At 62.9% G+C, this 12,793-nt stretch carries 10 protein-coding genes; 7 read left to right on the top strand and 3 right to left on the bottom strand.

The window, feature by feature from the left end; all coding sequences use genetic code 11:
* Positions 1–13: 13 nt before the first annotated feature.
* Positions 14–2,932 (top strand): MobF family relaxase, encoded by a 2,919-nt coding sequence (gene mobF / locus K3A84_RS04235; RefSeq protein WP_225008044.1) that lies wholly within the window; start codon positions 14–16, stop codon positions 2,930–2,932.
* Positions 2,933–3,265: 333 nt separating this feature from the next.
* Here the strand turns inward: mobF and K3A84_RS04230 are convergent, their stop codons facing one another.
* Entirely contained in the window at positions 3,266–3,448 is a 183-nt protein-coding gene (locus K3A84_RS04230) for a DUF6771 family protein (protein ID WP_225008043.1), read from the bottom strand.
* A 98-nt stretch (positions 3,449–3,546) separates the two neighbouring features.
* On the opposite strand from K3A84_RS04230, the gene K3A84_RS04225 reads away from it, so the two are divergent.
* The gene (locus tag K3A84_RS04225) at positions 3,547–4,155 is read left to right on the top strand and encodes an SOS response-associated peptidase (protein WP_225008042.1); all 609 of its coding nucleotides are present in this window, start codon (positions 3,547–3,549) and stop codon (positions 4,153–4,155) included.
* Positions 4,156–4,165: 10 nt separating this feature from the next.
* Here K3A84_RS04225 and K3A84_RS04220 read toward each other — a convergent pair whose 3' ends face one another.
* Positions 4,166–4,519 carry a thermonuclease family protein gene (locus K3A84_RS04220; RefSeq protein ID WP_225008041.1) on the bottom strand — a complete coding sequence of 118 codons (354 nt, stop codon included), beginning with the start codon at positions 4,517–4,519 and terminating at the stop codon, positions 4,166–4,168.
* Positions 4,520–4,587: 68 nt separating this feature from the next.
* Complete coding sequence (locus K3A84_RS04215) at positions 4,588–5,010, bottom strand: excalibur calcium-binding domain-containing protein (protein WP_225008040.1); 423 nt, start codon at positions 5,008–5,010, stop codon at positions 4,588–4,590.
* A 175-nt stretch (positions 5,011–5,185) separates the two neighbouring features.
* Here K3A84_RS04215 and K3A84_RS04210 point away from each other — a divergent pair, with 175 nt between their 5' ends.
* The 5 genes from K3A84_RS04210 to K3A84_RS04190 all read left to right on the top strand — a co-directional run bounded on the left by K3A84_RS04210 (position 5,186) and on the right by K3A84_RS04190 (position 12,711).
* Positions 5,186–5,443 carry a type II toxin-antitoxin system ParD family antitoxin gene (locus K3A84_RS04210; RefSeq protein ID WP_225008039.1) on the top strand — a complete coding sequence of 86 codons (258 nt, stop codon included), beginning with the start codon at positions 5,186–5,188 and terminating at the stop codon, positions 5,441–5,443.
* Positions 5,440–5,736, top strand: coding sequence for a type II toxin-antitoxin system RelE/ParE family toxin (locus K3A84_RS04205; protein ID WP_225008038.1), 297 nt, complete (start codon positions 5,440–5,442; stop codon positions 5,734–5,736). The genes K3A84_RS04210 and K3A84_RS04205 overlap by 4 nt, the downstream gene beginning before the upstream one ends.
* 256 nt (positions 5,737–5,992) lie before the next feature.
* The gene (locus K3A84_RS04200; protein ID WP_225008037.1) at positions 5,993–6,901 is read left to right on the top strand and encodes a tyrosine-type recombinase/integrase; all 909 of its coding nucleotides are present in this window, start codon (positions 5,993–5,995) and stop codon (positions 6,899–6,901) included.
* 4 nt (positions 6,902–6,905) lie between these two features.
* A complete protein-coding gene (locus K3A84_RS04195; RefSeq protein ID WP_225008036.1) occupies positions 6,906–8,099 on the top strand; it encodes an IS91 family transposase in 1,194 nt (397 codons plus the stop codon).
* Between the two features lie 640 nt (positions 8,100–8,739).
* Positions 8,740–12,711: a PIN domain-containing protein gene (locus K3A84_RS04190; protein WP_225008035.1), complete on the top strand. Its 3,972-nt coding sequence runs from the start codon at positions 8,740–8,742 to the stop codon at positions 12,709–12,711.
* Positions 12,712–12,793 lie beyond the last annotated feature (82 nt).

The raw sequence follows: 12,793 nt of genomic DNA, 5'->3' as shown, positions 1-12,793 counted from the left end.
GGAGTGATTACCCATGCTTTCAGTCGCCAATGTGCGGACGGCGGGGGGCGCCGCTACCTACTTTGCTGCCGACAACTACTACACCCGCGCCGATGCTGATCGCTCAGGAGCCTGGTTCGGCAAGGGCGCCGAGCGTCTGGGTCTCGTCGGGCAGGTCGAGGCCCGTCAGTTCGAGGCGGTGCTCAAGGGGCTGCTGCCCGATGGCAGTCGTGTCGGGAGCGATGGGCGCACCCATCGTGCCGGGACAGATCTGACCTTCTCCATGCCCAAGAGCTGGTCGCTCATCGCACTTGTGGGCGGCGATGCGCGTGTCCTCGATGCCTATGCCGAGGCGGTGCGCGAGACCCTGGCCTGGGCCGAACGCAACCTTGCCGAGACCCGTATGGAGTCGAAGGGCAAGGAGAAGGTCGTCCAGACGGGCAACCTCGTGGTGGCGCTGTTCCAGCACGATACCAACCGCAACCAGGAGCCCAATGCGCACGTGCATGCCGTCGTGGCCAACGTGACGCAGGGGCCCGATGGCATGTGGCGGGCGCTGCGCAACGACCGGCTGTGGGAGCACAACACCCTGCTCAACGCGATGACGATGGCGCGCTTCCGTCTCTCGGTCGAGCGCCTCGGTTACGCAATCGGCGAGACCGGCAAGCATGGCAATTTCGAGGCGGCCGGCGTCCCGAGGGAGGTCCGCGATGCCTTCAGTTCCCGGCGGGCCGAGATCGTCGAAAAGCTCAAGTCGATGCAGGCGAGCGGCCTTGCAGCGCGCAATGCGGCGAACCTGATGACCCGCGTGCCCAAGCAGCCGATCGAAGACCGCGCGCAGCTTGTCCTTAACTGGAAGGCGGTGAGCGAGCGGGAGGGATTCGATCCTACGGCACTGGTCGCGAAAGCCAATGCCCGGACGGTTCGCGAACTTGGAATGATCGGCGGTGTGATCGAGGAGGCGCAGGCATTCGCTGCGCGTGGCCGCGATCTGGTTGAAGACCTGGCAGGTCGATTGGGACTGCGTGAGGGGGATCCACTCGTACCTGCGCGCCTGTCGGGGCGTCCCCGCGAAGAGGTGGCGGCCATCCATGCCGTCGCGTCGGCGGTGCGACATCTTTCCGAGAGGGAAGCTGCCTTCACACGCGTCGAAGTCTTTCGCGCGGCCCTCGGTTTCGGGTTGCCGACGGCGATGCCCGAGATCGAACGGCGGGTGAAGCAACTCGTTCGGCAGGGCCATCTTGTTGAAGGCAAAGGCGCCGACAAGGGCATGATGACAACGCCTGGCGCCATCGGGCTCGAACAACGGATCCTGGCCGGGGTGGAGGAGGGCAGGGGGCTCGGATCAGCCATCGTTCCGAGCGAGGTCGCAGGCGAGCGTATCCAGGCGCTTTCGCAACTTCGATACGGTCTGACGCTGAACCACGGACAGGAAGCTGCCGGGCGGCTCCTGCTATCCTCTCACAACCGCATCGTCGCGATCCAGGGCGTGGCCGGCGCGGGCAAGAGCACGGTGCTCAAGCCTGTTGCCGACATTCTGCGCGAGGAGGGACGACAGGTGCTGGGCCTCGCTGTCCAGAACACGCTCGTCCAGATGCTCGAGCGCGATACGGACATCCCGTCGATGACCGTGGCGCGCTTCCTGCGCCGCCATGGCGATCTTCTGGACGGGGCCGATCCCGTGCGTCTTGCCGAAGCTCGCACCTCGATGAAGGGCACCGTGGTCCTGCTCGACGAGGCGTCGATGGTCGGCAATGCCGACAAGGACAAGCTCGTGCGTCTTGCCAACCTTCTCGAGCTCGAACGCTTCGCCAGCATCGGCGATCGCAAACAGCTGGGGGCAGTCGATGCCGGCAAGCCCTTCGATGTGATGCAGCGCGGCGGTGTCGAAACGGCGGTCATGAACCTCAACCTGCGCGGGCGAGACAAGGCTCTGAGCGACGCCCAGTCGGCCGCGCAAGGCGGAGCAATCGAGGAAGCCTTGCGGTTCCTGGGCGACAATGTCGTCGAGGTTCCTGAAGGGGCGGCTATCGCAGCTTCGGCGGCGTGGCTTGCGCTGTCGCCCGATGAGCGGGATCGTACCGCGATCTATGCTTCTGGCCGGGCGCTGCGCAGCGACGTCAATGCTGCCGTCCAGACAGGGCTCAAGGCCAACGGTGAACTCGGGCGCGAGGCGATGGCGCTCGAGGTTCTGTCGCGGGTCAATATGACGCGCGAGGAACTCCGCTACGCCCGCAGCTATGCGCCGGGCATGGTCGTCGAGTTCGACCAGCGCCAGCGCACGCAAGGGCTGGGGCGTGGTAGCTATCGCGTCGCCGAGGTCGATGTGTCGCGCGAGCGCCTGGTTCTGGAAAACAGGCGCGGTGAAAAGGTCGCGTTCCGACCGGGCAGGCTTCGGCCGCAAGGCGATGTCTTGCGCCTGTTCGAGGTCAAGCCGCTCGAGATTCATTCCGGTGATCGCATTCGCTGGACCGACACCGATCACCGGCGCGGCCTGCTCAATGCCGATCAGGCGCGCATTCTCGATGTCGACAAGGATCGTGTACGACTGGTGACGTCGACCGGCGCCGAGCACGAACTGAAGCGCAGCGATCCCATGTTGCGGCGGATGGACCTTGCCTATGCGCTCAATGCCCATATGGCGCAGGGTCTGACCTCGGATCGCGGCATTGCCGTCATGGACAGCCGCGAGCGCAACCTTTCCAACCAGCAGACCTTCCTCGTCACCATCACCCGGCTCCGTGACGGTCTGACGCTCTTTGTCGACAATGCCGATCGCCTCCAGACTGCGGTGGAGAAGAATACCGGGATGAAGCGCTCGGCTCTGGAGACGGTCGATCTCCTGCGCAATGCTGCCGCCACGGGGCTCGCCAAAGGTCAGGTGGCCGACCCTGTCCGGGAAGCGCCGGAACGGGATCGTTCGATCGTCAGGCCATTCGAGATCGGCCTCTGACCTTACGCCCGGAAGCGCCGGACGGCCCGCTTCCATTCGCGCTCGTCGGGCCAGGGCAGGATCAGGTCCGCTGCGGAAATCGATGGGGTTTCGATCCGCGTGGGCGTGACTTTCTTGCGAGTCCTGAGAGCGCAAAGGCGGCACCAGAACCGCACCCGCGCGGCAGAAAAGCGATCATCCCAGTGGCGGCAGGTGAACAGCCACCACAACCCATGAGGATTGAACGACGAGCCGTGGCCACATCGGCAGACTGGCCTTATCGCCTGATGAAAGCAGGCTGCCTCGAAAATGCAGGTGGCCTGATGCGTGCCTTGGGCAGTCCAGCGCACCACATCACAACGAGAGCTTCAACTGCTCGTCGAGCCAGCGTGGCTTCGGGTCAGTGCCGAGAATGGCGCACGCCAGTTCGCGGGCTGCGTCATGACGCAGATGTTCATCGGGGGCGGTAATGCCTACCCGCGCCCATCCCGGCGCGCTCAGGATTGCCTGGGCAATCGTGTCGGTGTCGATTCGCATGGGTGCGTTAGAACATATAAGGAACAAATCGACAAGGTGGTGAGCTATGAGCCATCCGCGCGATTGACATGGCGAGGTCCAATGGGGAGGTTTCTGCGATGTGCAACCTGTACAAGATGCGCTCGAGTATCGCTGAAGTCGGCAGGACCTTCGCCGTGCAAGCCGCTGTCGGCGCGAACTTCGGGGTGGAGGTGTATCCCGGCTACCCAGGGCTCGTCGTTGCACAGGGCGAGGTCCGTCCAATGACCTGGGGATTTCCGCTGGCTTTGAAGAGCAAGCATGGTCAACAGCTCAAGCCGAAGCCCGTCAACAATGCGCGCGAGGACAAACTCGCGACGCCGTTCTGGCGCGACAGTTTTATCAAGCGTCGTTGCCTGATCCCGATATCCGCCTGGGCCGAAGCCGAAGGGGAGAAGGGGCGCATGACACGGACCTGGTATTCGCTCGAAGGCTCAGACCTGTTTGCGGTTGGCGGATTGTGGTGCCCAACCCAGGAATGGGGTGACGCCTACAGCATGGTCATGGTCGACGGATGTGCCCAGATGGCCGATGTGCACGACCGGATGCCGGTCGTCCTGGCTGAGCAGGACTGCCGGGTCTGGCTTGAGGGCTCGCCAGAGGACGCCTTCTCCCTTTGCGTGCCGTGTCCATTCCCTTTGGCGGTTGACCGAACGTGTGAGGCCTGGGTGAAGCCGCGCGGACAGTAATCGCGCAGGGTCAGTTCCAGGGGCGGGCAAGACCTTTGCTGACGAGCCATTTACCCGCGTCAACGCCATTGACCCGCACCAGAGCCAGAGTCCGCCCATAGCGATCGATACCCTGGCGTTTGATGGTAACTTTGCCGCTGGTCAGAAACCCGCGAAGGGCATCACGGGCTTGTTCGCCCATCTGGAAATCGCACCAGGCATAGCGGGCGCGATAGTCCCGACATTTAGGCGAATCCGGGAGTTCAGGCGCATCGATGTCGGCAATGCGCACCCGTTCGGCGCCGCACCGTATCGTGTCCCCGTCATGCACGGAAAGCGACGGGCAAAGAGTGCTGGCAGCGGCGAGAAACATGAGAATGGGCATGGAAGGATAGTAGATCAGGGGCGAGTGACGTTCCAGTACCAAGCCCGCAGTCCCGGCGGCCGCTGCCTTTATTCGCAAGCAATTCCATCATCGTCGCGATCGAGGCCGGCACGATAGCCAGGATCGCCACGCCGCAGCGGTGCAGCCCCGGCTGCTCGTGCCGACGCACAATTCGGAAAGTAGCTGCTTGCGCTGGTCGCTCGCTGCACTGGGCGATTGGCAAATGGTGATGTGGCTCTGCCTGGGCGGTGACAGTGATATTCCCCGGTCTTCCGGTTGGTGTGGCAACCCTCGGCATTCAATCCGCCCGGATGAGCGGTGGCCCCTTCGGAGAACGCAAAGCCGGAAGCAATGTAGAGAAAAACGAGCCGCACGCGGCTTTGACCTTGCCGCCTGGGCTTATCCGAAAAGGATGCGCGTTTGTGGGCCGTGCCTGTCATCATGGCTATGAAGCGTGCTTTACCCATATTGGCAATGTTTTCAGTCGCCATGTGGTTCTTGATGAGGGGCACTGGTTCAGGCAATCTACCCTTCTGATGGACAGGGCATCGTGCAACTCAGCGCGGCTCGCGTCATGCCAGACTTGCGCCGCACCAAAGCGCCTGAGATGCTTTATCAACTGTTGATAAATTGCTATGACGGCATTCAGACAGGAGTGCTGGAACCATGATTAGCGCGGATCTCGGTCAACAGTTGGAGCAGTTTGTGGCAAGCCTCGTCGCGACAGGACGCTACAATTCCAAAAGCGAAGTGCTGCGTGAGGGCGTGCGGCTCATCCATGACAGGGAGACCCGTCTCGCTGCTCTCGATGCGTCGATTACGCGCGGCCTGGCGGATGCCGCTTCAGGGCGAACTGCTCCAGTCGATGAGGTCTTTGATCGTCTCGACGCCAAATATCGAGCGATGGGCGCGGCGGACGAATGATCGTTTATCTCACTGCGGAGGCGGAATTTGATCTCGAGGCGATTGGCGATTTCATTGCGCGAGATAATCCGTCACGAGCGTTGAGCTTCTTGCGCGAACTGCGTGAAAAATGTCTGGGCTTGGCCGATATGCCTGAGCGCTTCCCACTGGTCCCGCGCTATGAAACCGCAGGGGTGAGGCGCCGGGTGCACAGAGATTATTTCATCTTCTACAGGGTTGAAGCGGGTAAAGTGCACATCCTGCACATCCTGCACGGTGCGCAGAATTATACAGCTATCCTGTTCCCATCGTGATGCGGCTGTTCTTTCCTGACGAGATTCTCCAAAATCCCTGCCGTTCCAGCGCTTGAATGGCCTCGTCAAAACCCGTCTTTCATTCATCGTGTGGAGGCGATGCCGGAAAGACTGGGGCTGGGACATGTACGAACCCGCTGGCGCGGGAGTGGCACTTGTTTTGAGGTCAGGCCAGTGATCGGCGGTTTGGGTCTAAGTTGAGGTCTGGGCCAGGTAGGCAGACGATTCCGGCTCCTTTCAACCAAGGAGTCGTACCATGACCAATGTTTTGTCTGATGCTCCCGTCACTTCGCTGCGTCAGCGCATGATCGAAGACATGAACATGCGCCGGTTCACGCGGAAGACCCAGTTCGATTACGTGCGGCATGTCGCGAGGTTCGCCACATATCTTGGGCGTCCCCCCGATACTGCGACGGTAGAAGAACTCCGGCAATTCCAGGTCGAACAGCGCGAGGCGGGCATAGGGATCCCGACCATGAACAGCATCGTTTCTGCGCTGCGCTTCTTTTTCACCCACAGCATTGATCGCCCGGATCTGTCCCGCAAGCTCTACACGGTCAAAAATCCGCGCTCCTTGCCCATTGTCCTCAGCCGCGAAGAGGTCGTGCTTCTCCTCGGCGCGACCAACTGCCTGAAGCACAAGGCTGCACTGTCCGTTGCGTATGGCGCTGGCTTGCGCGCCGCCGAAGTGACGATGCTGAAGGTCCGCGATGTCGACAGCAAGCGCATGCTCCTGCGAGTGGAGCGCGGTAAAGGCGGGCGCTATCGCAATGCGCTCCTGCCCGCTGACCTTCTTGCCCTTTTGCGCGAGTGGTGGACGGTGGGCCGCAAGCAAGGCGTCATGCACGCCGATGGCTGGCTGTTCCCGGGCATGCATTATCTCAAGCCGCTTAGTACTCGACAGCTCCATCGGATCGTTGTCGATGCTGCAGAGGCCGCGGGTATCAAGAAGCGGGTCGGCCCACATACCCTGCGGCACAGCTTCGCCACGCATCTGCTGGAAGACGGCGTCGATATTCGGATCATCCAGGCGCTGCTCGGGCATGCGAACCTCGAGACCACCGCTTTCTACACCACGGTCGCAACCCGAACCGTGCGCGCGGTCATCAGTCCGCTGGACAAGTTGACGACGCTGCTCGAGGCGCAGGTGGCTCCTCCCGGCTGAGCCGGTGCGCGCCTCGCTCGAGGTCGCCGATATCTTCCGTAGCGCCGGGCCTGCCTATCGGGCAGCCCATGCCGGGCATCTAAGCCTCGGCCAGCTCAAGGTCATGACGGCCATCGAGAATTGCCGCACCGCCGCGCTGGGCGGTCACGTCGAGGCCTGCGATGACTGCGGGCACTGGCGGATCGCCTACAACTCGTGCCGCAACCGGCACTGTCCCAAGTGCCAGGGTGCGGCGGCGCGCACCTGGCTGGCCGCGCGCGAGGCCGATCTGTTGCCGGTGGGCTACTTCCACGTCGTGTTCACCGTGCCCGCCGAGATCGCCGACATTGCCTGGCAGAACAAGGCGGTGGTGTATGATCTGCTGTTCCGCGCCGCTGCGGACACGATGCTGACCGTCGCCGCCGATCCCAAGCACCTCGGCGCGCGGGTCGGCATCACCGCTGTGCTGCACACCTGGGGATCGGCGCTGACGCACCATCCGCATGTGCACATGATCGTGCCCGGCGGCGGCATCGCGCTGGACGGCACGCGCTGGGTCTCGTCGCGCCCCGCCTTCCTGCTGCCGGTGCGCGTGCTGGGCGCATTGTTCCGCCGGCTGTTCCTCACGCGCCTCCTGGCGTTGTTCGATGCCGGCAAGTTGGCTTTCTTCAGCACCTTGGCGGGCCTCGCGACACGCAAGGTTTTCCTGCGGTATCTGTCGCCGATCAGGAAGAAGCGCTGGGTGGTGTATGCCAAGCCACCCTTCGCCGGGCCGCAGGCCGTGTTGGCCTATCTCTCGCGCTACACCCACCGCGTCGCCATCTCGAACCGGCGCCTCATCGGCTTCGACGAGACCGGCGTGACGTTCCGGTACAAAGATTATCGCCGCGATGGCGCCGAACGCCAGCAGGTCATGACGCTGGCGACCGACGAGTTCATCCGCCGCTTTCTGATCCACGTCCTGCCACGCGGATTCCACCGCATCCGGCATTACGGCCTGCTCGCCAGTTCAACGCACAAGGAGGCCATGGCGCTCGCCCGCAGGCTGCTGGGCGTTGCCGCGCCGATCGAGGAGCCCGAACCCGATGAACCGCCCGATCATCGTCTGCCATGCCCATGCTGCGGCGGGCACATGACCATCATTGAAGCCTTCACCCGCTGGTGCCAACCGCGTGCACCGCCGCAGCCAGCACCGCCGACCCGGGAGAACACGCCATGATCCGGCATGGCTTACCCTGCATAATGGCCGTGAACACTGCGCCCCGGCCCATGGGGATAGGTGTGTCGACGCCGCCAGCACAGTCAAAACTGGGCTCGTTGCCAGCAGGATCAGCGGCGCTTCGAGCACAATGGCCATCTGACTTCTATGCTGTTCCGCCCATCACGGCCTGGCCGGTAGGCTTGCTTCAGTCACCCCAATCCACACCAAAGCCCTTTTACCCATAGACCTGTGCGAGCCTCACCGCGGGTCGTACTTGTAAGACTTTCGTACGCCTGCGGGCGCCCGAAACCCTTCGACTTTGCCGCCGTTCCCTCGCGCCTGGCTGAACGGCAGGTCTGGCCAACAGCGGACACCTGGCGTTTGCCCAGCGAGACTTTAGAAAGACAGAGATTGGGCCGCTAGCGGCCCGGCGGCCTTCAGGCAAATGCAAAGCAGAGCCGACATTCACTTGCTGCGCGTGCGACGCGCGATGAGACCCGACAACTTATCCCACAATATTCGCCGACCGCCCCCACAGGAATCGTCAATCCCGCATTGCCTCTTGGCCAAGCGTGATAGAGTGTAGAACGAGAAGGGAACGCAGCGGGCACCGCGTTTTTCACTCGGGCGCGCCACCGATGCCAGCGGAGTTGCAGGTTTGAGTTCTTCGACGATCATTGGAATCCCGACCGACGACAAGGTATTCGAGAGCAATTGCGTGCCCTTGTTCGCCGGCATTCTCGGCGATCCCAATGTCAAACTTCTCGGCACAAGGGGCAAAAAGCAGTATGGTCTCGACCTGATCGGCCGGCGCGACCGCAATCCTGCGCAGCCGGTTGGCATTCAGTGCAAGCTGATTACCCGCGGCGCCAAGCTCCAAACATCCGTAGTTCGCTCGGAAGTCGCGCAGGCGCTGACGATCACGCCACCGCTGACCGAATTCTACATCGTTACCACGGCCACCGACGAGCCGGCGCTCGACTTGTTGGCGATTGAATTGAGCCAGCAGCAGGCAAATGCCGGCCGCAAAATCGACATCCAGGTGTGGGGCTGGGATACTCTCCAGGACAGGATTCGCGCCGACGCGCGCGCGCTGGCGGCATTCGACCCGGAATATAGTGCATCGACCAACAAGCTGACCGCGTTGGGCGAAGAGTCGGTAGAGGCACAAGGCAGGATCCTCGACCTCGGCGAGCAGATCCTTCAGCGAGTCGTGGCGATTGAGGCTACAGTATCGCTCGGCCCGGCCGATACGGCGCGCAGCGCGCTCGACCAGCACCTCGATCAGCAAGTCGACCATTATCGAGAGTTGATGAATGGGGGGAAGCCGCGCACCGCGCTCGCGTTGCTCGAGACGTTGGATGCGACGCTCAATGAGACAAGTTCCGCAGCGATCCGGGCGCGAGTCAAAGCCAATATCGCGTTTGCCCGGCTCAATCTCGGGGACGAGAGCAGCGGTGCAGATCTACTGGCCGAAGCCTATGTGCTCAATCCGAGCGACCCTAAGGTGCGCGGCAACTATGTGCTGGCGCTGATATTGCGCGGCAATCTTGAAGGTGCCTGGGGCTTTGCCCAACAAGTGCTGGACGAAGACCCCGCCAATATCGGTGCCGCTGGGCTCGCCTTCCAGATCGCCTCGATGGAGGGGGCGGCGCACGATCCGATGGCGATCGTGCCGACGCCGACGCTGGATGAGCTCAGCGTGCGCATCTACCGGCTGAGCTATTTGCGCGCCAAGCATGCGCCGGACAGCTGGTGGCAACTCGCCGCAGAAACGCTCGAACGGTTTCCCGACGAGGGCAATGCGATACGAATGGCGGGCGATGCGCTGATCGACGAGGCGATCGCTAAGCAGCGCCTGGAGCGGCGCAGGCTGCTCGACGAGGATTGCCGCGATAAGCTGACCGCGGGGGCGGCGCTGCTCCAGCGGCATTGGGACGATGTCCGACACTATGAGAATGCGACCGAGTCCAATTGGATGATGGTCGGCTACAATCTGGTCACCGCCTATCGTGCGCTCGGCGAGCTTGACCGCGCAAAGGCGGTGGTCGATCAGGTGCTGGCGCTAGGCAGCGACGATGCCGACCGTTTCGAGGTCGCCGCGGCGGTTGCGATCGACCAGAACCGCTTTGGCGATGCTGCGGAGCTGCTGCGCCAGGCCCCGAATCGCCTCAAGGTCTCTCTGCCGCTGATGGTCGCGCTGACCAATCAAAACGATTTTTCCGGCGTGATTGCAGAGGCGACGGCTGAACGTCGGGCGACGCTTGGCCCGGCCGACCAGCAGACATTCGACACGTTGGTATTCCGCGCGCGGTACACAAGCGATGCGACCTTCGATCTGGCTCACGAAGTCGAACAGCTCCTTGCGACATGGCCGCTGGGCGTGGCAGCGCACATCGCAGTCGCGGACATTTATCTCAAGGAGAAGCCAAGCGAGGCGGCGGCGGTTGCCGCCAAGGCAAAACGACTGATCGGCGAGACGACCAGCTATGCCGATCGGGTCATGTTCGCGCAGCTATCGATCTTTCGCGAAGCCTGGGACGATGCAATCGACGTGCTTGACGGGCATGTCCGCATGGACGGCGTTTCGGAAGAACTCGCCTGGCTGGCGCTGGCATTCGCCAATGCACCGACCCGGCCGCGCACGTCGGCTTTTTTTAAGGGGCTTGGAACGACGGTGATTGCCGAGCCGCGCTTCGCACGACTGGCGGGCGCGGCCGAACATAATCGCGGCGATCTCGCGGCGACAGAGCGCTACCTGCGCCCGGTCATCGCCGCGGACCCGAGCGATCTCCGCGCGATCCTTCTGCTCGCCAGCGCACTGTCGCGCGCCAATCGCGAAGGCGGCGCAACCGACCTGCTCCGCCAGGTTGATGATGCCATGGTTGCGGGGTCGCCCGAGGATCTTATGCGGCTGGCGCACAACCATCGCCGCGTCGGCGAGACCGAGCGCGCGCTGCGGCTCGGATATCGGGTCGCGGTCGCCAACCGTCAGAACGAAGACGTGATGGCGTCCTATCCGGGCCTCATCTTCCCCGACGAGACGCTGCCGGCACCGATCGGGCGTGCGGGACCGGCGCAGGTTGATTTCTGGTTCGATCTGGAAGGACTGGACGGCACGCGCGATGCGCAAGGGATCATCGACGCGGCGCAGACCCAAGGGGTGAACACCTATGCGATCGAGCACCCGCTTGCCGCGGCGCTGATCGGCAAAAGCGTCGGTGACGATATCGTCATGCCGGCAGAACTGGGCGCCGATCGCCGCTACCGGGTGCGCGAACTCAAGCACAAATATATCTGGCTGCTGCACGACATCTTGGCGACTCACGCCGCGCGGTTCCCGGAGGCCACGTCGCTAGTCGAGATGACCATGAAGGAAGGCGACGTGCAGCCGATCCTCGATATGGTACGCGACCTGCAGGGCAAAGACGATGTCCTTGCCGACAGCTATGCCAATCTTCAGGTGCCGCTGGCCGCGGTTGCGGCGATGGCGAACAAGCATGTACTCGCGCTTGCCGAGCATTTGACAGCGTCTGGCCGCAACCTGCGCACGTGCGTCGGCACCTTGGATGAGCGCCTGGAAGCAATCGATTTCGTCCGCGCCGCGCGGGGCAAGGGCGCCGTGCTCGACACGCTTACGGTCTGGCAGCTGCGCGAACTTGGCCAGCTAGCCGCAGCGAAAGCGTATTTCGGTCGGCTTTGCATCGCGCGCTCGACCTTCGACGAAATGTTGGAGGTCCGCAGCAAGGTCGAGTCCAACCGCGGCCGTGAATTCATGACAATGGGGTTCGAAGGCGACCAGGCATGGCGGCAGGTCCATACGCCAGAGGAGACCGAAGCCAAGATCGCCATGGTCAACGCCGTCATCGCTGATATCGAACAGCACTGCGACATCCTGCCGGTCGATGGCCTGTTCGATCCGAGACTGGAGCGCTTGCTGGGGTCGTACAAGGCGCAGAAGATCTTCGATCCGATCCAGCTGGCCAATGACCAAGTGCTAATCATCGTGTCGGAGGATATGCGGTTGCGCCAATATGCCGCGCAGCGGCAAGTGATCGGCGGAGCGTGGCTGCAAGTCTTGTTCCATGCCATGGCCGCCGACAATGTGATCGCGGAGCAAGACTATCTCGTCGCGGTCGGCTTGCTGGGCGCAATGCGGCATGAGCATCTCTGGCTCGATGCGAAGACGATGATCGGAATCCTGATCCTCGACGACCCGCGCGCATTCGCACTCTACGAGGCAGCAATCCGCTTCATGGGGGGCGCCAAGGCCGACATGAACGCGCATATTGGCGTCACGATCGGCCTGATGCACGCGATCTGGAGCGCGCCGCTCCCGGACTGGCAGCGAAGCCGCGCGGTCGGCCGGCTGCTCGAACAGCTGACGCGTTCTCGGCCCAGCGACTGGAAGGCGGTACTGCACATCCTTGACGCTGAACTGGGCAAGAGGGCGGCACGGGGCAGCCTCTACGCCGATCGTGGTCGAGATTATTTGGCCAGCTGGATCACCGGACATTTCTACGATCTGGACGAAATCCGTTCGGCCGAGCGCATCCGCGCGCAAGCGCGCGCGAAGCGCCCGCTCAAGCTAATCAAGCAAAAGAAGGCGGCCAACCGCAAACCGCGCTGAGCGCCAGCAAGTGTTCCACGCTAAGCACGGCAAACGCGTTGGCGCCAAACTCACAAACGACATCACGCGGCAAGCGCTTTCT

Source organism: Novosphingobium percolationis (assembly GCF_020179425.1).
GTDB classification, from domain to species: Bacteria; Pseudomonadota; Alphaproteobacteria; order Sphingomonadales; family Sphingomonadaceae; genus Novosphingobium; species Novosphingobium percolationis.
The sequence above is the reverse complement of the archived record's forward strand: the minus strand, read 5'-3'. Positions and strand labels throughout refer to the sequence as shown.